Here is a 19,442-nt window from a genome sequence, read left to right as displayed (position 1 = left end):
TCAAAATAAGCAAACTTAGTGTAACAAATGGATTTCGTGTGGGTCTATAGAAACATTATTGGTTGTTAACATACAAATAGAGAATGTTAAACTCTTTAGCTTTCTGCAAAACAAGTTGCCTTTACTCAACACTTTAAACGTTTAAGATCTTTCTAAATGTGGCACTTCATGTAGAAGAACCCTTTTTTAAATCGCCCTGTAAAATTGTTTACTATTTTTTTTAAGGGTGTGATTTTTATCACAGCCGAGGGTATTTATTCTTGTTACACTAACATTGTGAAAAACATCACAAAATAAAATTCAAAGGATGATACAAATGAAAACACAATTTACACCAAAGACACGAAAAGTTGCCGTTATCGGAACTGGTTTTGTTGGCTCAAGCTACGCTTTTTCAATGGTGAATCAAGGTATTGCCAATGAATTAGTGTTAATCGATATGAACAAAGAAAAAGCAGAAGGCGAAGCACGCGATATCAATCATGGAATGCCATTTGCCACACCGATGAAAATCTGGGCTGGAGATTATAAAGACTGCGCTGATGCTGATTTAGTAGTTATTACAGCGGGCGCTAATCAAGCTCCAGGGGAAACGCGCTTAGATCTAGTTGAAAAAAACGTTAAAATTTTTGAATGCATTGTAAAAGATATTATGAACAGCGGATTTGACGGCATCATTTTAGTGGCAACAAATCCAGTTGATATTCTCGCACACGTTACACAAAAAGTATCAGGATTACCAAACGAACGAGTAATTGGTTCAGGAACGATTCTTGACACAGCTCGCTTCCGCTACTTGTTAAGCGACTATTTCGAAGTAGATTCTCGCAACGTCCACGCTTATATTATGGGGGAACATGGAGATACGGAATTTCCTGTTTGGAGCCACGCGCAAATTGGCGGTGTGAAGCTCGAACATTTTATCAATACTGCTGCTATTGAAAAAGAGCCGGATATGCAGCATCTATTCGAACAAACACGCGATGCGGCTTACCATATTATTAATCGAAAAGGAGCGACTTATTACGGAATTGCGATGGGACTTGTACGCATAACCAAGGCTATTTTAGATGATGAAAATTCTATTTTAACGGTATCTGCTTTATTAGAAGGACAATACGGTATTTCTGATGTGTATATCGGCGTGCCGGCTATCATTAATAAAAACGGCGTGCGCCAAATTATTGAATTGAATTTAACTCCTCACGAACAGCAGCAGCTCGAGCACTCTGCTAGCATTCTTAAGCAAACTCGCGACAGAGCTTTTGTGTAACATCAAAAGATTTTTGCGGGGGACTCCCCCGCTCCCTTGTTTTAAATATGTAGTAGAGGTGTATGAATATGACGTGGACTCAAGTATATAATCCGTTAAATAATATTTGGCTTTCTGCACTAATTGCACTCATCCCCATCATCTTTTTCTTTATTGCTTTAACTCTTTGGAAATTAAAAGGACACATTGCTGCTGGTATTACGGTACTTCTTTCTATGATTATTGCTATTTATTTTTATGATATGCCTGCCTCAATGGTTTTAGGAGCCACAGGCTATGGGTTTTTGTATGCACTTTGGCCCATCAGCTATATTATTATCGGCGCGGTGTTCTTATACAAGCTAACTGTCAAAAGCGGACAGTTTACTACCATTAGGCAATCTATTATTTCAATAACCGATGACCCCCGCTTGCAAATGCTGCTTGTTGCTTTTTCCTTTAATGCTTTTTTAGAAGGAGCAGCAGGATTTGGAGCTCCAATTGCCATTACAGCAGCGCTTCTAGTTGGACTTGGATTCAAACCGTTAAAAGCAGCGGCGCTATGCTTAATTGCTAATACAGCTTCAGGAGCTTTTGGCGCCATGGGGATTCCTGTCATTGTCGCAGGACAAGTATCTGGCATTGATCCAAAAGAAATTGCTCATTTTCTTGGCACGCAGCTTCCGATTATTTCTTTTCTTATCCCTTTTTTACTTGTCTTTATTATGGATGGGATAAAAGGATTAAAAGACGTATGGAAAGCAACGAGCATCACAGCCATTTCCTATGCACTGACGCAGTATTTAACTGTTACATACATCGGCCCTGAACTTCCAAATATCACATCTTCTATTGTGAGTTTGCTTGCTCTTGCTTTTTATATTAAAAGAACAAGCCCGGCAGCAGCTAAAAGCTTCAGCCTGTCACCAAAACAAATTTTAAAGGCTTGGTCTCCTTTTATTCTATTAACGATACTCGTTACGGCTTGGAGCATTTCTTTTGTCAAAACGGCGCTTGAACATCTGAACCTGCTTATTAACGTCCCATTTTTACACAATCACGTAATTAAAGCAGCGCCTTTAGTAAAAGATCCTACGCCTTACGCTGCTGTCTTAAAAATAGACTTATTTGCAGCAACAGGTACGGCAATTCTTATCGCTTGTATCCTTTCAGTTTTCTTGCTTAACGTATCGGCAAAAGTGGCATGGGCCACTCTTTTGGAAACCGTAAAAGAACTATCAAGACCTATTATGACGATTATGATGGTCATTGCTTTTGCTTTTATTTCAAATTATTCAGGACAGTCCTCTACACTTGGATTGGCACTCGCTACATCAGCTGCTTATTTTCCATTTTTATCTCCATTTCTTGGCTGGATTGGCGTATTTCTAACGGGGTCTGTCGTATCGAATAATGCGCTGTTCGGCAACTTGCAGCTAACTACTGCTCAGCAAATTAATGTCTTGCCAATTATTCTCGTAGCGGCTAATACTGCCGGCGGCGTGATGGCTAAAATGCTTTCTCCTCAATCAATCGCTGTCGCTGCTGGAGCAGTAGGTTTAGCCGGAAAAGAGGGTGAACTGTTTAAATACACGCTCAAATACAGCATGGGATTTTTGATACTAGGAGGATTTGTTACCTTTTTATTGGCTTGGTGGTTATGATAAAAAACTGCTAAAAATCCTGTTATTACCTTGTTTCTTTCATTTAAACAAACGTTTGATTATATAAAAAAGTCCCCAGTTAGCGCCGGGGATTTTTTTATTCTGAAATAAGTAAACCTATATTGCCAAATTGTTTTCCTTTATCTAATCGTTCGCAAGCTGCAGCTGCCTCTGACAGCGGATAGAATCTATCGACGATTGGTTTAATTTGATGTTTCTCTATAAAATCCATCATGTCCACAAATTCTTCCTGACTTCCCATAGATGTGCCAAGTATATTGAATTGAGGATAAAAAATAGTTCTTAGAGGCAATTCAACTTCATTTCCAGAACTCGCACCAAAATTAACAATTCTTCCATTTGGCTTTAGTATTTCAAAATACGTCGGAAATAAAGCTGCCCCCACACTATCAAGTATGATATCTACTTTTCTATCGTTGATTTCTTCTTTTAGGTTACTTCCACTGTCTAATGCATAATCAGCTCCGTACTCTAGGGCTTGCTTTCTTTTTTCATCACTTCTAGAAGTAACCGTTACGTCAGCTCCGATAGCTTTTGCGAATAACAAGCCATAAGTCGCGACTCCGCTCCCTATACCAGGAATAAGTAGATGTTCTCCTTTTTTTAACTGCCCTTTTGTAAAGAGAGCTCTATACGCAGTTAAAGCTGATAATGAAAGAACTCCCGCTTGTTTCCAAGATAGATAAGGCGGCTTTTGCACAACATTATCCGCTTTTATGATTACATACTCTGCAAACGTTCCATTCGATGGACCACCTAAAATTTTAGGCGTAAACGGAATGTCCTCTATACGATCCCACTCCAGACTTGGATTAATGATCACTTCTATTCCAATTTTTAAACCTTTTACGCCTTCTCCCACTTCTTCTATAATACCTGCACCGTCTGAACCGAGAATAAACGGCTTATCTCCTTTGCCTCGATTATTCATAACAAATAAATCTCTCCGGTTTAAACCTGCTGTTTTTAACCTTACTTTTACTTCTCCTCTTTCAGGGGGCATCTCCTGAAGATTTCTGTAATTCATGCCTGCTATACCGCTTTTCTCACTGTGTATAATGGCTTTCATGATTTCGCCTCCTCTTAATCTACTCTACTAAAAAGCTCAAAACCGCAAAAGAAATATGCCCAAAAAAAGGAAAATAAACTTTTAAAATCGCTTTTTCATCGTTTTATCTTTATTTTTCTGTATCCTAAAAGTATTCAGCTTCTTTTATTACAGTTTTGTTACAAAAAAAGATTATTTGTAACAAAACGAATATAAAATAGAAAAATCGGTTTAAAAATCCTGATAAATCAACATTTATCCGCAATTCACTTACTATATCTACTTCAAAAACTAGTAAAAATCTAAAAAAATTTAAGAAAAAAAGACAAAACACTTTCTTTTATTACAGATTTATTGTAATATAAATGTAACAAAAGAAATATAAAACACATAATTGTTACATAAATAAGGTTAATTAATTAGGAGTGAGTTAGAAATGAAAAAAATTGGACTAGTTTTATCATCAATCGCTATTTTCTTTACACTAAGCACTGGAGTTACAGCACAAACAACATCTCCAACACTAACGGATGCAAATGCTGTCAAAATTGCAGCTAGTGCCAGCAATCATTTCTGGAGTGCTCTGCACGGTTATAAAAACAAACCATGTACAGAACGTACATTTGAATATAAAGGAACTGAGTACGTGTACCTTTGCCCTGAATTTGATACAAAAGCTGAGCTATCAAGCTACTTATCTGAGACATTTACAAATAGTGCAGTAGAAAAAGGATTAACAAATTACGGCTATATCACATATAACGGTAAACTTGCACATCCAATCGGCGACGGATTCAGCATGTTAGAGTGGTCAAAAGCAAAAACAAAGCTTGTGTATCAAACAGCAACAGTTCGCTCTTATGAATTCACAGTTCCAACTGTAGATGGCGGCAGTGTAAAACGAACTGTCACATTCTATAAATCTAATTCTCAGTGGAAAGTAAATAAATTTGACGCTGTTCAATAATAAAAAAAGCAGGCCTGCTTGAGCAGACCTGCTTTTTTCTTTTTGATCGATAACATAAATAAAACTTCTACTTACAGCGCTCTAATAGCTGTAAATAGAAGTTGAGATCACAAGTTTAAGTAAATCAAATTTTGTCGAATTCTGTAGAAATAGTGATAAGTTACGTTTTATATTACAGGCTAAATTGCTTATTGTCAACATAATTCAGCAAAAAGATAGGGCAATATATTCAGAGCATAATAAAGACATTAACTTGGATTTTGTTCATGTTCCTCTGGGTTATCATGTACAGGATGAGCGCCTGGAAATAATCTTTGCGCTTTTTCATGAAGATTTTTGTTTTCATAATTAAATGCGCTATACGTTCGCTGCCCTTCTTCCCATGAAGTAGATTTCCCCAGTTTTTGATTAACCGGAGAGCCGAAGGGACCGTCTGGAAATTCTTCAGCGGTTATATACTCGTGACTTTTTTCTACTGTAGAGAAATCACGATACGAGGGCTGTTTGTCTTCTTTCAATGATTTCACCCCTTCTTTCTAGAAGATTTTCTACTAGTATGCACACTTCTTTGTAAAAAACCCTCTTAAATTAGTCTAAATCAGGGTATGATAACTATACATTTACTTTTTAAAGGAGTTGAACAGCTTGGAACCTAGACCTCAGAAAGGAACTTTTTTCCGAGAAAAAATCTTAAATAATAAATTTGTTGTATATACAATTATTATTTTTATTCTCAGCATGACTATTTTTTCGTTATCAAAAATCGGATTTATTTTAATTCCTATCTCTATTTTTATTAAAACAATCGCACTGCCGATTATCTTAGCAGGAATTTGCTTTTATTTATTTAATCCGCTTGTTGACTTTTTAGAACGAAAAGGTGTAAAACGAATTATTTCCATTCTTGTTTTATACATAGTGATTATCGGCGCATTAGCCATTATTATTTCATCGGTTATCCCGCCTCTAAAAAATCAAGTTGACCGTCTTATTGATAATATCCCAGAGCTGACGCATGACGTTCAGCATGCGGTGACGAATCTTTCGAATAACCGATATGTCGAACAGGGTCTTCAGTCGGCTAACACGGACCTAGATAAGATTTCAAAAGATGCATCAAAACACTTGAGCAAATATGTTTCTGGATTTTCAAGCGGTATTGTGAACTTTGTCGGTACCATTACAGAAATTATATTATCGGTTGCCGTTTTACCCTTTATTCTTTTCTACTTATTAAAAGATGGGAAAAACTTACCTAATTACATTGTAAAACTGCTTCCAAACCGCTCTCGTTCTGAAGCTAAATTCATTTTAGCCGACATGAACCACGCATTAAGCGCATATATTCGCGGGCAAATTTTTGTTGCGATTTGTATAGGTGTACTGCTTTTCATTGGCTATCTGATTATTGGGTTAGATTATGCATTACTTCTAGCGATTATCGCCATGGTAACCAATGTTGTCCCTTACCTTGGTCCTATTATCGCCATTATTCCAGCCATTATTATTGCGTTTATTACGTCTCCTTTCATGCTTGTAAAACTGGCCATTGTCTGGGCAGTTGTTCAATTGCTTGAAGGCAAAGTAATCTCTCCGCAAATTATGGGAAGAAGCCTGGATATTCACCCGATTACGGTCATTTTTGTCATTCTAACCGCCGGAAACTTATTCGGAATCATCGGTATTATTTTAGCCGTTCCTGGATATGCCGTTTTAAAAGTTATTATTACGCATATTTACCAATTCATCCGTTTGAACTCTACTATGTATCCAGATAAAAAAGCATAATAAAAAGCCCATCGATTTTCGATGGGCTTACCTTTTTACTTTTGTTCTTCTTCATCTTCACGATCAAACCAAAGGAGCTCTTGATCATCTTCATCTCCATTATAGTTGATGAGAATTTCTTCTCCTGCTTGGATATCCGTATATGCATAAAAATCAAAGGTATGATTGTCAAAATTAATTTCATACGTAGCATTGGGTGTATACGAGTGATTAAACAGCATACCGTATCCCAAAAGAATAGCCGTATGATTCACTCCATATTCAAAAGCATAATCCGCTAGTGTTGTTTTCTCAATAAAATCATGCTCTTTATTAGGATAAGCGATAACAGGAGCTTCGTGAATAAGCGTTCCTTTTTTAATATCTTGCTTAGCAAATACACCTCTGTTAAATTCTCCGTCGCTTATCGTAGACATTTTTATTTCGATCATATTCGTCACCTATATATTCTTTCCTCTAAGATTTTCTTCTTCCCTAAGCTTGACAGTTTATAATGGGGAAATCAACTGTTTTTCATAACCACTTGAATATAAGCTGAAGGAACGCTTATCATACGCACTTGTGTAAGCACTTACCTTGTTAGAAACACGCAATTTGATTTTATTTTAGACATAGAAAAGCAATGACCTGGCGCATAGCGCTTTTTTGAGCCATTCAACATGTGAAGAATCGTTTTTCTCTGTGATATAATCGTTTATGCTGCTTTTTTATGTTAATCTATGACTTTTATTACTGATTTTATCTTATGTTAGAAAGAAGGTTTCACATGAACTTAAATCACGACAGAGATGGTGTGATATATGCGGTCCTTTCTTATCTTATGTGGGGGCTCACGCCAATTTATTGGAAGCTGGTTCACCACGTAGCACCAGGTGAGATTTTAGCTCAGCGCGTTTTTTGGTCTTTTATTTTTATGCTTATTCTTTTATTAATGACAAAGAAATGGCGTACATACATTACGTTTATAAAAGAAATAGTGAAAAAACCATCCTTGTTCTGGTCCCTTTTTACTGCGTCTGTACTTATTAGTGCAAATTGGGGCATTTTTATGTGGGCTGTCATTAATGGAAAAATAGTAGAAGCGAGCCTTGGACAATATATTAATCCCCTAACAAGTGTTTTATTAGGTGTTATTTTCTTAAAAGAGAGACTAAGCGGGGCTCAAATTTTTGCATTTATACTAGCAGGAATCGGCGTCTTAACGCTTAGTCTTCATTATGGTGTGGTTCCTTGGATTTCGCTTAGCTTAGCTGTTACCTTCGGATTATATGGTTTGGCAAAGAAAAAGATTAAAGCTGATTCAACGATTGGATTGACTCTTGAAACGATGGTCATCTCCCCTATTGCATTAGCATACATAGGCTACCTTACGTTTCAATCACACTTGCAGTTTTTTGATTCTTTTTCAACAAGTCTTTTATTAATGGGCAGTGGAGTAGTTACAGCTTTACCACTCCTATTATTCACAAAAAGTGCTAAAAAAGTATCATTATCAATGCTTGGTATTCTTCAATATATTTCACCAACCTTGTCTTTACTAGCAGGAGTCATTCTATACCATGAATCGCTAACAAAAGCTCATGTTATTGCTTTTAGTTTTATTTGGTTAGCTCTTATTGTTTATACGTTCTCATCTATTACTAAATGGGGGAACAGAAAACAAATAAGAAATAAAGTGGAGGCTTAACAGAATCATACACTCTCTTACGTATTATTTTTAAACAAAATAGGCTGGGAGGAGCATGATTTATGAAACGAATTATTGACTCGCATATTCATCTAGATCAATATGAACAGAAAAGCTGGAAAGACATAGTTGAGCAGGATCCTTCGTTACAAGCGCTTATTTCTGTATCTTCTACATTACACTCTTGCCAACTTAATCAAAAAATCAGCAAGTTATATTCCTGCGTGAAACCTGCCTACGGATTTCACCCTGAACAAATGCTGCCTTCTTCAAATGAATTAGCGGAGCTGTTTGCTTGGATTGATCAAAACAATGAAGAAATGATCGCTGTTGGGGAGGTTGGTCTACCTTATTACTTAAGTCAGACCTATACTCTTTCTCTAGAGCCCTATTTGGAGCTGCTTGAAGCTTTTATTATTCATTCAAAAAAATGGGGGAAACCGTTAATTCTTCACGCTGTATATGAAGATGCTGAGATCGTGTGCGACTTACTAGAAAAACATTCTGTGCCTAAAGCTCACTTCCACTGGTTCAAAGGAGCTAAAAAAACCGTTGAACGAATGAAAAACAACGGCTACTATATTTCCGTTACACCTGATATTGTATATAAACCTAAAATCCAAGCGCTTGCCACAGATTACCCTCTTGACTACTTGATGGTCGAAACAGATGGTCCGTGGCCATTTGAAGGACCTTTTCAAAACCAGACAACGGTTCCATCAATGATGCATCAGTCCGTTCAGGAAATAGCACGTCTCAAAAGGGTTTCTGTAACGGAGACATATGATTTTTTATATCGAAATACAGCTCATTTTTATAATCTCTCCACATAAAAAGCCTTTCCCTAAGGAAAGGCTTTTTATATCTAAATTCGTTTCACAAGTTTTACGATCAGCACAATCACTGCAATGACAAGAAGAATGTGAATGATGCCGCCGCCAATATGAAAAACTAATCCTAATAACCAAAAAATAAATAAAAGTCCAATAATCGTCCACAACATAATTTTTTCTCCTTTTTTATATGTAGTATTTGTTATAATTTTATATTTCCCTAAATGTGCATAAATAAACGCATTTCATATACATCTTTTCACTAAAGAAGGTTCACATAATGTACAAAAAGCAATCACGTTCTCTGTGGTAAAATAAGTATGTAATCTTATTTAATTTAAGCGGAGATGATTAACTATGACATGGATTGTATTACTTTCCATCATTCTTGTAAGTGGACTCAAAATATTAATAACGTGTCTTCCAACTCCAGTGGTCAAATGGCTTATGACTAAATTTCAATTACACCCAACACTTGATGATCAAAACGCTACTGTCACAGTTGATGGGAAACATTTAGAAGGCAAAGACAAAATGCAAGTGATTGATTATTTTAATAAAGCAACATTTTTAAAACAATATTATGTCCATGAAGGAAATAAGGACTATTATAAACACCTAGAAGACAGTGAAACTCCACTTGTTATCGATACGAAAAAAGGGAAAAACGCTGTTCGACTATGCGTATACAGCTATCATGATCATGTCGACGTCGTGAAACAATACAAAAAGAAGATTATCGCCTACAGCCTGCTGTCTGATCACCTTCAAAAGCAGTCCATAACAGCTGACCTAGCTTAAACCAGTCGCCTACAAGGCGGCTTTTTTAGTTTTTAGGTTTAGGTTGAAGCTATCTTATTTAAAAATACCAAACTTTAACATTAATTCTAATGCTATAACATAAATTAATAGAATTTTCTAATTTTTTAAGAGGTGATGGATAATGCTTTCTTTGTTAGGGTTTGGAATGATTGCTACTTTTCTTTCTTTTCTTTCTTTTCAAGTGGGCCTTTGGGACAACTATTATCACGACAATTACAGCCATTTTAACGAACGCTGTTTCCCTTTAGACTTCTACTATAAAAAAAGGAAGCCGACTACCATAAGGCAATCGGCTCACACATGTAGGATATTGATTTAACACTAACAAAGTACAACACAACACTAGTAATTATATAATATATTTCATTATTTTGAAAGCGATTTCATATATATTTTTAAAAATATTTTGTTACTTGTTTTTTACAGAAAAGAACCACGTTTCAGCCAATTCGAAACGTGGTTCTTTTCTGTAAGGACTTGCCCTACAGGCTATAAATGTAAGTTACGTTCATTATAGCATGAGCCCATATACAGATTCCATGGTAATTACTGTATGATCTCGTTACGTTACGACTCGTTGTATTTTTCTGTCCATGTGCAGCGTATTCCATGGTTCATCCTGTTCAGCTAGCCTTTTGATAAAGCCTTGTGAAGCCCAAAAAGGAATAGCGCCAGGTAAAAAAGGATGAGTATGCAGATACAGCGTGTCATAAAAATGACTTTGGGCAAATTGTTCAACTGCTTTTAACAGCTGCTGTCCAATGCCTAGACGCCGGTACGCTGGATCGACATAGCATTTTACAACCTCAGCTGCAGTTCTATGTTCATATCGCTCTTTTAATGCATGAAACCGTCCATCGTAAGCGTATAAACCAATGGTTCCAATTACTTGTTGATTTTCCGTAACAGCTGCAAAAAAAGCAGCGTCTTTCGCTTGAACGTAATGTTCATTAAAATGAAGCAAATCCACAGGAAGCTGATTTTTTTCCAGCATAGGAAATAGCTCATTCCGCATATTCATGACAAACTGAATCACTTCAGCATCCTTTTCTTTTACTTCTTTAATTTGATACATTTGTACTTCTTGCACGTTTACTGTCACATCCTTTTAGCGATCATTGTATACTTTTTCTTTTCTCTGCTTATGCTGCAATGTTAACTACGGCGTTACGTCTAAATGCTGAGTCAGCATATAATACTCGCTTGGATTTGTTGTCCAGTTTTTCACTTTTTGATTATAAGCAACAACAATGTTTGGATGTACAATCGATGACGTCAGCATTTTTCTATTAATCAAAGCGGTTGCTTGTTTGGCTAACTGATCTCGTTTTGCGTCATCTACTGTTGAATTTAACTGTTCTATCATTTTTGTTAGCGTATCATCATTAATCCGGCTGGCATTTAAACCACCGCCGGGCAAATAGTTCGTACTTAAATAATAGCTGGCATCTCCTCTAGGTGCTGTGATAAGGCTGTACAATGCTAAATCCCAATCATCTTTTGCCATTACATATTCATCGCTATCTTCAACTAGGTGAATCTTAATAGTAATTCCTAACTCTTTGGCATTAGACTGTAGAAGCTGAGCAATTAAAGGCAGTTCTGGCAAAGAACTGTATGTGACAAGAGAGAGCGATAGTGGCTTTCCATTTTTGATTGCTTTGTCATTTTTGATTTGATAGCCTGCTTTCTCTAAATATTTTTTAGCAGATGTCATACCTCTTTGCTCATTAGCAGTACTATCAGCAAAAGGAAATTGGGGTAAAAATGGACCTCGAGCCGCTGCCGCTTGATTGTTCATGATGCTGCTAACAATTTCTTTTCGGTTCAATAAGGTATCGATAGCTTTTCTTACATTTTCGTCTTTTAATGCGTCATTGGTTTGATTGTAAAGCAATAAATGGGTGCGCACACTAGGTACTCCACTTACTTTAAAAGACGGATCTGTTTGTAAAGTGCCCAAGCTTTCTAAAGGCGGGCGATAAATAATATCGGCTGTTCCAGATTGAAGAGCAGCAACTCGCGCATTAGCATCTTCGTTAAATCCAAAGATCGCACTTTTCAATTTCACTTTTCCACCCCAATAATTTTCATATCTTTCTAATTTTACTTGATTTCCTTGATCAAAAGACAAGACGCGAAATGGACCCGTACCAATGGGCTTCTTAGCTATATTAGAAGCATCAACATCTATAATAGCTGTATTTGGATGCACTAATTCAGAAGGAAATTTAGGCATTGGTTCTTTTAATGTAATTGTCAGCGCATGACTGTTCGCTTTCATTTCTTTAATATTTAAAGCGTTTTTCATCGCATAACTTTGGTCTATCGTTCTTTGAAGAGAAGACTTAACGGCATTTGCATCCAGCGCTTTTCCGTTTTGAAACATGATGTTCTTTCTTATCATAAATGTCCATGTAAGGCCGTTATCTTTCGTTTCCCACTTTTCAGCAAGCCAAGGCTTTATTTTTAAATCGTCGTTGATTTTAACAAGCGTCTCCCCTACTCCCCCACGAACTGCTGTATAATTATCGTCCGTATGAGGATCAAGCGTTGCAGATGTAAAATTAAATAAAAACGTCACACTTTTATCCGTTTTCTTTCTTTCTTTTATACTTACGCTCTCTTCATTAGGAGCGCAAGCAGTGAGGCAAAGTAACACGAGAAATATCATAGATACAAGTTTTTTATTATTTATCATTCATTTTTCCACCTTCTATTTTAATACACAAAAAAAAGCACTTCTAAAAAGAAGTGCTTGCCTTCACAACAAATTCAGATAAACGTATCCCTTGTTTATCGTATTTTTGATTCTGCCAAAACACCTCCCTATCCTCGTAGGTTATTGTGTGCTGCGATTTATGGCAGGTCTCCTGGCTTCAAGTCATTGCCTTATACCGCCTTCCCGTCTCTAAATAGACAGTGGCTTTTTGACATAAGGCTCCTTGTTACAGTGGCGGGACCGCTCCGGATTTTCACCGGATTCCCTTTTAAGGCAATTGAAAAACAATTGCCACCATAAAAGCTGGTTATTTAATTTAGTAGCGTGCTCTTGAAACTCTAGAAGTGGAAGCTGATGGTGAAATATCTTCATCATCAAATCCAGTGGCAATAACGGTTACCATCATTTCGTCCTTTAAATCTTCATTAATCACAGATCCAAAAATCATATTTAAGTCCTGATCAGAAGCGGACGTGACAATATCTGCTGCTTCCTGTACTTCGTAAAGACTCAGGCTGCTGCCGCTCGTAATGTTCAGCAGCACGCCTCTTGCTCCATCAATCGATGCATCTAGCAGCGGACTAGAAATCGCTTTTTTCGCTGCTTCAATTGCTCGATCTGATCCCGAAGCTCGTCCGATACCCATAAGCGCAAATCCTTGATTAGACATAATTGTTTTTACATCAGCAAAGTCAAGGTTAATCAGCCCCGGAACAGCGATTAAATCTGAAATACCTTGAATACCTTGGCGAAGAACATTATCTGCTTCACGGAATGCTTCAAGCATAGGTGTCTTTTTATCAACGATTTCAAGCAAGCGGTCGTTTGGAATGACAATAAGGGTATCTACCGATTCATTCATCGCAGTAATACCGCCTACTGCTTGCTTGGTACGTTTATTTCCTTCAAACTTGAAAGGGCGAGTAACTACTCCAATTGTTAAAGCATTTAGTTCACGGGCAATTTGGGCAATAACCGGAGCTGCTCCAGTACCAGTGCCTCCCCCCATGCCAGCTGTTACGAATACCATATCTGCGCCTTGCAGTACTTCTTGAATTTGCTCTCTGCTTTCTTCTGCAGCTTCTCTTCCTACTTCTGGATTAGCTCCTGCACCTAATCCTCGCGTTAATGCCGCACCAATCTGCATTTTCACATCTGCTTTAGATAAATTAAGCGCCTGAGCATCCGTATTAACGGCGATAAATTCTACCCCTTGTACACCATGTTCAATCATACGGTTAACGGTGTTATTTCCTCCACCGCCGACTCCAATTACTTTAATTCGCACTAATGGCGATACATCTGCATCAAATCCAAACATTCTAAGTTCCTCCTCAATGATCAAAATTACTTTCTCTTATTATCCGAAAAAACACGTGAAGAACCTTTTACTCCTATGTTTAACGCGTAACTGTTCTTTTGTTTTACAGATTTTATACATTTCTCTTTTAACCTTTAAATCTTTACATCTTTATGTAAAATTATTGTTGTTCTGAAGTTAGTACGCCGAACTCTTTTTTGGTTTTCCCACTCAAAACGGCATATAAGCTTATTGTATCATTCATTTGACAGATGTCTGTATTTAATTTTGAGTAAGATGTGACTAAGAGAATAATATTTTTATAGACAAAATGAGAAAAAGCCCTTAGAAATAAGGGCTTCTCTAGATAATAAACCATTTTATAATTTCCCAGTTAAGAATTGAGCTTCTCCCATACCAAAGCTCCAGTCAGCATTACCGTTTTCAACAATTGAAATCATAATGTCGCTTGGCTGAATTCCGCAGCTTTCTCCCAGCTCTTTTACAATTAATTTGTAAAGAGCTTGTTTTTGCTCTTCTGTTCGCTGTTTGCTCGTCACACTTATAATAACCAAATCCTTGCTTCTCTCAAAGCCAAGACCTGTATCTTCAATAATCATTTCATGAGCAGGATGCTGATGTACAATTTGATAACGATCGCGTTCTGGGACGCCAAAGGCTTCTAGCATCGCTCGATGAGTAGCGTCTAGTAATGCTTTTAACTCTTTTTCGTCTCTTCCTTCTATTACATCAAATCTAAGTAATGGCATACTAAGTAACCTCCAGCTTTTTGTCTAATGTATTATTGCTTTATCATATCACAACTATCATTTGTAAAAAAAAGATATGCTATTCACAATGTGCTCTCTAGTGAAAGAGACCTCAAACTCTTCAATAAAAGCTGAACCTAACAAAAAGAAATGAGCAGCATAACGGCTCATTTCATTAGTACAAAAATATTTATAATAAGAGCTAAAATACATACAGATACAATGGCAATGAGTACGTTCATCACAAGGTTTTGCGAGGATGTTTTAGCTTGTTTTTTCATATCAGCCCGACTCATCTGTTGCTTTTCATGATCACTTTTAGACATCACGTAGCCTCTCCTATTCATCAAAATGTCAGCAGTGTATAAATGATTTTTGAGAAACCTTGATCCAGTTCTTTTGTATAAACAGCAGCACATGCAGGTTATCATCAGTTATTTTAGCATGTTTTGTCAAATAAGTGGACTATGTAGCGCTTCAATTTAGTATTCACAGCCAAATATATTTAAATTCGTTGCTTTTCTCTTCTTTTCTCGCTATTGTTTGAGAAGAAGGATAATTAGATACGATAAAGGATGATACGATATTGAATAACCATACGCAGCTGCCTCAGTATATCTACACATACGCATGCAGCGAAGAGGAACTCTCACTATGTCAATTAGAGAGACGCTCTCTTTTTGAAATTGAAACTGAGAAACCTATCATAAGAAGCGCCGTTAAACTTGATCCAAGCAGAAGCCCTTTTATCAAAGAGCGATTAGATATTATGTATGAATCAGATGACCTTGCAGATATTTGCAAACAAGTAGAAGATATTGACCTTGGAGATCAAACATTTAAACTCATTTTTATGAAAATTAATGACTTAGAAAAAGATCAAAAAATAAGCTATAAAGGTCAGCGTGCGATTGAACGTGATGTGGGTTGGCATTTTGTAGCAGAAGCAGACTTGCATAACCCTGACCATTTGTTTGGAATTGTTCCATTTGAAGGACGCTGGTATTTTGGAAAATATCAAAAAAGCGAAGCTGTATGGCTGCATCATTTGAAGAAACCGCGTGAATACTCTACGGCACTCAGTACCCGCCTTGCAAGAGCTGTAGCTAACATTGCCGTTCCAAAGCCTGAAGGAATCAAAGCGATTGATCCATGCTGTGGTATTGGTACAGTCCTCGTAGAAGCTCTTTCAATGGGCATTGATATTGTAGGACGCGATATCAACCCACTTGTGACCGACGGATCTCGTGAAAATATTGCGCATTTCGGCTTAAAGGGTGATGTCAAAACCGGACCGATTTCGGATGTTACCACTCACTATGACGTAGCGATCATCGACATGCCTTACAATCTCTACACCCACGCGACGCCTGAAGATCAGCTTTCTATTTTAAAACACGCTCGCCGCTTTGCGGATAAAGTAGTCGTGATTACAGTAGACACGATTGACCATATGATTCATGAAGCTGGCTTTTCTATTTCAGATCGCTGCGTAGCGCGCAAAAGCGTATTTTCTAGACAAGTAGTTGTATGCGAATAAAAAAAGACACCAGTCTAACAGGCTGGTGTCTTTTGATTTACCACTCTTTAGGTTCATAGTCTAATTCTTTGAATAGCTGCGTACGCTCTTTTTTCGTTAAATCTCTCCATTGCCCAACAGGCAAGTTGTTTAAGTGAATATTCATAATACGCGTACGCTGAAGTCGGTATACTTCATATCCGAGCACTTCACACATACGGCGAATTTGACGATTTAAGCCCTGTGTTAAAATAATTTGAAACTCGTACTTAGACAGCTGTGTCACTTTACAAGGAAGCGTTTTTGTACCTAAAATTTTTACTCCCTCAGACATGTTTTTGATAAACTCGGGTGTAATCGGCTTATCTACTGCAACAATATATTCTTTTTCATGCTTGTTTTCTGCACGTAAAATTTCGTTAATAATATCGCCGTCATTTGTAAGTAAAATTAAGCCGTCTGAATCCTTATCTAGTCGTCCGACATGATGAATACGCAAAGGGTGATTGACTAAGTCAATGATGTTTCCCTTTACTTTTTTCTCACTCGTACTTGTAATGCCGACTGGTTTATTAAGTGCAATATATACATTATTTCGAGCAATCCGAAGCTGTTGGCCACTTACTCGAATATCATCGCCAGGCTTAACTTGATCTCCGATTTTTGCAACCTTTCCATTAACGGTTACTCTTCCTTCACTAATTAACTTATCTGCCCCGCGTCTTGACGCTTTGCCAGATTCGCTAATAAATTTATTCAGTCTCAGGTGAATCACAACCTTACATTTAAAAATTTTAAAATTTGTCTCTTCTATTAGAAACCGATATGTGTCAATTTCTATACCGTCCCTATCGTAACATGCTATACGCTTCTCGTCTTCTTTTAATTTCATTACTTGACTATATTTTTTTAACAGCAATAGAAGTATAGATCCAAAATACTTTGTAATCTTATTCTTAACATTTCAAGCAATGCTTACACCTGTCAAACTAACGTCAATCTCCACTTCTATGCAAGACCTAAACGTCTAGATTGACTGATCAGTATAGAGTTGCTACCATCAGGTTTTCTTATGCTTCCAGGAGGAGTAACGCTGGCTCTAACAGCTATGGTCGGAGGAAGTTTGTTTGATAAAATTGGATTTAAACCGCTGCTTTTAACAAGTTTAATTCTTTTAACGTTTATTTTAAGTTTGTTCACTACCATTTCAAGAGAAACAACTACGATGACTGCAGCTATTTTATACGCTGCCTTTACAATTGGCGTAGGTTTAAGCATAGGACCCGTAATGACGCTTGCTTTAAATCAAGTACCTAAACCGCTTCACGCTCACGGTTCAGCCATTTCAAATACGATTAACCAAGTTTCAAGCGCAATTGGACCCGCTTTGTATACAAGTATTATGACAATGGCTTCTCAGCACTTTATTCAACAATCAAATGAAACGAATAAAACGCTGTTACAAATAAAAAGTATGACAAGCGGGGTCCATACCGTCTATTATGTAGCTTTCGCTATCGTTTCGTTCCTGCTCGCTTCTTACGTTAAAGAAAAAAGACCAGCAGCTGGAGACGCAATAAATAAGAAACTAACAAGAGCTGCTCAAGTCATGAGCAGCTCTTGTTACATGCCGAATTTATATTACAAATGTAAAAGCAATCATAGATACTATGAAAGCAAGAATAATAATACCTCTCTTTTTTTCTGTTTTCCATGCTTCAATAGCGCCCGCGATACCACCAATGACTAAAATAAAAGTACCTATAATGTGCAGAGGCAGCAGCGATAATACTCTACCTAAACTCGCCATCACTCCTCCAATCAATATAAAGCCTGTTGTTATAATCGATTTTAATGATGTTAAGTCTCGTATAGCTTCTTGTTTTTCAGTCTTACTCAGTTTAAAGTACTCTATTATACTAAAAGCAGCGGGTGTTCCCCATAAAATAAAGAAGCTAACTAATCTATCCGTGTCTACATTCACTGTTTATTCACCACCGCTATTAGTTTCTTATACACTTTTCCTAACCCATTTTTTAGAGATAAAAAAAGCGGCTGTAGCTGCTACAGCGGGAATCATAAAAGCAAAGCTACCAGAATAACTGCCAAACGTTACTTTACTTGATAATCCTTCGATTGAGCTCCACATAGTCGAACTTTCTGGAACATATAAGAGCGTAAGAATCATTCCTGATAGCAGTTGAAAGCTACCCAAGAAAACGATGAAACTAATGATAAATAGTCCATATCTCTTCAATAAAATCTCCCCCTTGATTTATATACGATTTCACGCTTCATAAGTTCCATTATTTAACAGATCCATGTGTTATTCTCGCTTCAAAGATCCTCCAAAAGAAAATTGATGGTAGTCATCGATCTTATTCCAATATCCTATGCACTTTACGTCAGGCTCATCAATAGCTAACGCTTCTTTATTAATTCCTTTATAAGGAAGAAATGCAGTCAACTTTACCTTTTGTTTTGGCTTAATATTTAACTTATTGCCTTCTGCTAACACCTTAAATTTATTTTCAGAATAACCGTTTTTTATTTTTAGTGGATACGATAAAAATACGTCGTTTTGTTTGATGGTCAAATCGCTCTTGTTTACGAATTCCAATTCATACGAAATCCCTTGCTTCATCTTTTGTTCTTTGATGACGTTAATATGGATCTTTTCTAGTTCTCTTAAAGGAACGTTGTCTTCTTCTTTTGAACACCCGGCAAATAAGATAGCTAACACTAATAAAACAAGAATTCCTAACTTTCTATTCAAAAAATAATCCCCTCTCTCGTAACAAAGATTATTTTACAATTATAACTCAAAAAAGTTATTTAATGGTAAAAATACACAATTAAAAAAGCAAACCTTGTCGGTCTGCTTTTTTAATTGCTACGCATAGGTAATGTGTTGTTGTGCGAAAAACTTTTCGATAAGGAGTTTGCCAACTATATGTATATCGTAACAAAAGAAAAAAGAACGCGCTGTGAGATTTGTCACTTCTTCTTTCAAAATAATCTAATTGAATACTCGCTATTGCGTTACGCA

Annotated in this window: 21 protein-coding genes and 1 riboswitch; of the genes, 9 read left to right on the top strand and 12 right to left on the bottom strand. The window is 36.9% G+C overall.

Going from position 1 to position 19,442, the window contains the following annotated elements; translation table 11 throughout:
• Positions 1-316: 316 nt before the first annotated feature.
• Entirely contained in the window at positions 317-1,273 is a 957-nt protein-coding gene (locus WKH56_RS31480) for an L-lactate dehydrogenase (RefSeq protein ID WP_013081626.1), read from the top strand.
• Between the two features lie 62 nt (positions 1,274-1,335).
• A complete protein-coding gene (locus tag WKH56_RS31475; RefSeq protein WP_310884165.1) occupies positions 1,336-2,916 on the top strand; it encodes a lactate permease LctP family transporter in 1,581 nt (526 codons plus the stop codon).
• A gap of 97 nt (positions 2,917-3,013) precedes the next feature.
• On the opposite strand, the gene WKH56_RS31470 is transcribed toward WKH56_RS31475, so the two are convergent.
• Positions 3,014-4,006 carry a zinc-binding dehydrogenase gene (locus WKH56_RS31470; RefSeq protein ID WP_310884164.1) on the bottom strand — a complete coding sequence of 331 codons (993 nt, stop codon included), beginning with the start codon at positions 4,004-4,006 and terminating at the stop codon, positions 3,014-3,016.
• Positions 4,007-4,421: 415 nt separating this feature from the next.
• On the opposite strand from WKH56_RS31470, the gene WKH56_RS31465 reads away from it, so the two are divergent.
• A complete protein-coding gene (locus WKH56_RS31465; RefSeq protein ID WP_028414327.1) occupies positions 4,422-4,952 on the top strand; it encodes an IseA DL-endopeptidase inhibitor family protein in 531 nt (176 codons plus the stop codon).
• A 248-nt stretch (positions 4,953-5,200) separates the two neighbouring features.
• On the opposite strand, the gene WKH56_RS31460 is transcribed toward WKH56_RS31465, so the two are convergent.
• A complete protein-coding gene (locus WKH56_RS31460) occupies positions 5,201-5,470 on the bottom strand; it encodes a hypothetical protein (RefSeq protein ID WP_048020643.1) in 270 nt (89 codons plus the stop codon).
• Between the two features lie 127 nt (positions 5,471-5,597).
• Here WKH56_RS31460 and WKH56_RS31455 point away from each other — a divergent pair, with 127 nt between their 5' ends.
• Positions 5,598-6,740 carry an AI-2E family transporter gene (locus tag WKH56_RS31455; protein WP_013081622.1) on the top strand — a complete coding sequence of 381 codons (1,143 nt, stop codon included), beginning with the start codon at positions 5,598-5,600 and terminating at the stop codon, positions 6,738-6,740.
• Positions 6,741-6,775: 35 nt separating this feature from the next.
• Here WKH56_RS31455 and WKH56_RS31450 read toward each other — a convergent pair whose 3' ends face one another.
• Positions 6,776-7,171: an SET domain-containing protein gene (locus WKH56_RS31450; protein WP_028414329.1), complete on the bottom strand. Its 396-nt coding sequence runs from the start codon at positions 7,169-7,171 to the stop codon at positions 6,776-6,778.
• A gap of 335 nt (positions 7,172-7,506) precedes the next feature.
• Here WKH56_RS31450 and rarD point away from each other — a divergent pair, with 335 nt between their 5' ends.
• Together rarD and WKH56_RS31440 are read left to right on the top strand one after the other, a co-directional pair.
• Entirely contained in the window at positions 7,507-8,427 is a 921-nt protein-coding gene (rarD, locus tag WKH56_RS31445) for an EamA family transporter RarD (protein WP_033580677.1), read from the top strand.
• Positions 8,428-8,489: 62 nt separating this feature from the next.
• Entirely contained in the window at positions 8,490-9,260 is a 771-nt protein-coding gene (locus WKH56_RS31440) for a TatD family hydrolase (RefSeq protein ID WP_028414331.1), read from the top strand.
• A 32-nt stretch (positions 9,261-9,292) separates the two neighbouring features.
• On the opposite strand, the gene WKH56_RS31435 is transcribed toward WKH56_RS31440, so the two are convergent.
• Positions 9,293-9,430: a lmo0937 family membrane protein gene (locus WKH56_RS31435; RefSeq protein ID WP_013055244.1), complete on the bottom strand. Its 138-nt coding sequence runs from the start codon at positions 9,428-9,430 to the stop codon at positions 9,293-9,295.
• Between the two features lie 187 nt (positions 9,431-9,617).
• Between WKH56_RS31435 and WKH56_RS31430 the strand changes: the two genes are divergently transcribed.
• Entirely contained in the window at positions 9,618-10,061 is a 444-nt protein-coding gene (locus tag WKH56_RS31430; RefSeq protein WP_221833977.1) for a YfmQ family protein, read from the top strand.
• A gap of 583 nt (positions 10,062-10,644) precedes the next feature.
• On the opposite strand, the gene WKH56_RS31425 is transcribed toward WKH56_RS31430, so the two are convergent.
• From WKH56_RS31425 to WKH56_RS31405, 5 genes are all read right to left on the bottom strand, one after another.
• Positions 10,645-11,172: a GNAT family N-acetyltransferase gene (locus tag WKH56_RS31425; protein WP_049162817.1), complete on the bottom strand. Its 528-nt coding sequence runs from the start codon at positions 11,170-11,172 to the stop codon at positions 10,645-10,647.
• Between the two features lie 69 nt (positions 11,173-11,241).
• The gene (nikA, locus tag WKH56_RS31420; protein WP_048020648.1) at positions 11,242-12,783 is read right to left on the bottom strand and encodes a nickel ABC transporter substrate-binding protein; all 1,542 of its coding nucleotides are present in this window, start codon (positions 12,781-12,783) and stop codon (positions 11,242-11,244) included.
• Between the two features lie 144 nt (positions 12,784-12,927).
• A riboswitch (cobalamin riboswitch) is annotated at positions 12,928-13,118 on the bottom strand.
• Between the two features lie 2 nt (positions 13,119-13,120).
• Positions 13,121-14,125 (bottom strand): cell division protein FtsZ, encoded by a 1,005-nt coding sequence (gene ftsZ / locus WKH56_RS31415; RefSeq protein WP_014461739.1) that lies wholly within the window; start codon positions 14,123-14,125, stop codon positions 13,121-13,123.
• A gap of 359 nt (positions 14,126-14,484) precedes the next feature.
• Positions 14,485-14,874 carry a tautomerase family protein gene (locus tag WKH56_RS31410; protein ID WP_033580680.1) on the bottom strand — a complete coding sequence of 130 codons (390 nt, stop codon included), beginning with the start codon at positions 14,872-14,874 and terminating at the stop codon, positions 14,485-14,487.
• Between the two features lie 167 nt (positions 14,875-15,041).
• Positions 15,042-15,200 (bottom strand): hypothetical protein, encoded by a 159-nt coding sequence (locus tag WKH56_RS31405; protein WP_013081614.1) that lies wholly within the window; start codon positions 15,198-15,200, stop codon positions 15,042-15,044.
• 260 nt (positions 15,201-15,460) lie between these two features.
• On the opposite strand from WKH56_RS31405, the gene WKH56_RS31400 reads away from it, so the two are divergent.
• Complete coding sequence (locus WKH56_RS31400; protein WP_033580681.1) at positions 15,461-16,414, top strand: TRM11 family SAM-dependent methyltransferase; 954 nt, start codon at positions 15,461-15,463, stop codon at positions 16,412-16,414.
• Positions 16,415-16,451: 37 nt separating this feature from the next.
• Here WKH56_RS31400 and rluF read toward each other — a convergent pair whose 3' ends face one another.
• Complete coding sequence (gene rluF / locus WKH56_RS31395; protein ID WP_014461744.1) at positions 16,452-17,168, bottom strand: 23S rRNA pseudouridine(2604) synthase RluF; 717 nt, start codon at positions 17,166-17,168, stop codon at positions 16,452-16,454.
• Between the two features lie 297 nt (positions 17,169-17,465).
• Here rluF and WKH56_RS31390 point away from each other — a divergent pair, with 297 nt between their 5' ends.
• Positions 17,466-18,143: an MFS transporter gene (locus tag WKH56_RS31390; RefSeq protein WP_168761436.1), complete on the top strand. Its 678-nt coding sequence runs from the start codon at positions 17,466-17,468 to the stop codon at positions 18,141-18,143.
• A 261-nt stretch (positions 18,144-18,404) separates the two neighbouring features.
• On the opposite strand, the gene WKH56_RS31385 is transcribed toward WKH56_RS31390, so the two are convergent.
• Positions 18,405-18,650, bottom strand: coding sequence for a hypothetical protein (locus tag WKH56_RS31385; RefSeq protein ID WP_028414340.1), 246 nt, complete (start codon positions 18,648-18,650; stop codon positions 18,405-18,407).
• 69 nt (positions 18,651-18,719) lie between these two features.
• Entirely contained in the window at positions 18,720-19,169 is a 450-nt protein-coding gene (locus WKH56_RS31380; RefSeq protein WP_028414341.1) for a hypothetical protein, read from the bottom strand.
• Between the last annotated feature and the right edge of the window lie 273 nt (positions 19,170-19,442).

This window comes from Priestia sp. SB1 (genome assembly GCF_038898415.1).
The sequence above is the reverse complement of the archived record's forward strand: the minus strand, read 5'-3'. Positions and strand labels throughout refer to the sequence as shown.

Bases quoted from the DNA above. Each gene is read 5' to 3' on its own strand.
- WKH56_RS31435 (WP_013055244.1), bottom strand. From the start codon at position 9,430: ATGTTGTGGACGATTATTGGACTTTTATTTATTTTTTGGTTATTAGGA.
- ftsZ (WP_014461739.1), bottom strand. From the start codon at position 14,125: ATGTTTGGATTTGATGCAGATGTATCGCCATTAGTGCGAATTAAAGTA.
- rarD (WP_033580677.1), top strand. From the start codon at position 7,507: ATGAACTTAAATCACGACAGAGATGGTGTGATATATGCGGTCCTTTCT.
- WKH56_RS31405 (WP_013081614.1), bottom strand. From the start codon at position 15,200: ATGTCTAAAAGTGATCATGAAAAGCAACAGATGAGTCGGGCTGATATG.
- WKH56_RS31480 (WP_013081626.1), top strand. From the start codon at position 317: ATGAAAACACAATTTACACCAAAGACACGAAAAGTTGCCGTTATCGGA.
- WKH56_RS31465 (WP_028414327.1), top strand. From the start codon at position 4,422: ATGAAAAAAATTGGACTAGTTTTATCATCAATCGCTATTTTCTTTACA.
- WKH56_RS31475 (WP_310884165.1), top strand. From the start codon at position 1,336: ATGAATATGACGTGGACTCAAGTATATAATCCGTTAAATAATATTTGG.
- nikA (WP_048020648.1), bottom strand. From the start codon at position 12,783: ATGATAAATAATAAAAAACTTGTATCTATGATATTTCTCGTGTTACTT.
- WKH56_RS31470 (WP_310884164.1), bottom strand. From the start codon at position 4,006: ATGAAAGCCATTATACACAGTGAGAAAAGCGGTATAGCAGGCATGAAT.
- WKH56_RS31440 (WP_028414331.1), top strand. From the start codon at position 8,490: ATGAAACGAATTATTGACTCGCATATTCATCTAGATCAATATGAACAG.
- WKH56_RS31390 (WP_168761436.1), top strand. From the start codon at position 17,466: ATGCTTCCAGGAGGAGTAACGCTGGCTCTAACAGCTATGGTCGGAGGA.
- WKH56_RS31430 (WP_221833977.1), top strand. From the start codon at position 9,618: ATGACATGGATTGTATTACTTTCCATCATTCTTGTAAGTGGACTCAAA.
- WKH56_RS31410 (WP_033580680.1), bottom strand. From the start codon at position 14,874: ATGCCATTACTTAGATTTGATGTAATAGAAGGAAGAGACGAAAAAGAG.
- WKH56_RS31450 (WP_028414329.1), bottom strand. From the start codon at position 7,171: ATGATCGAAATAAAAATGTCTACGATAAGCGACGGAGAATTTAACAGA.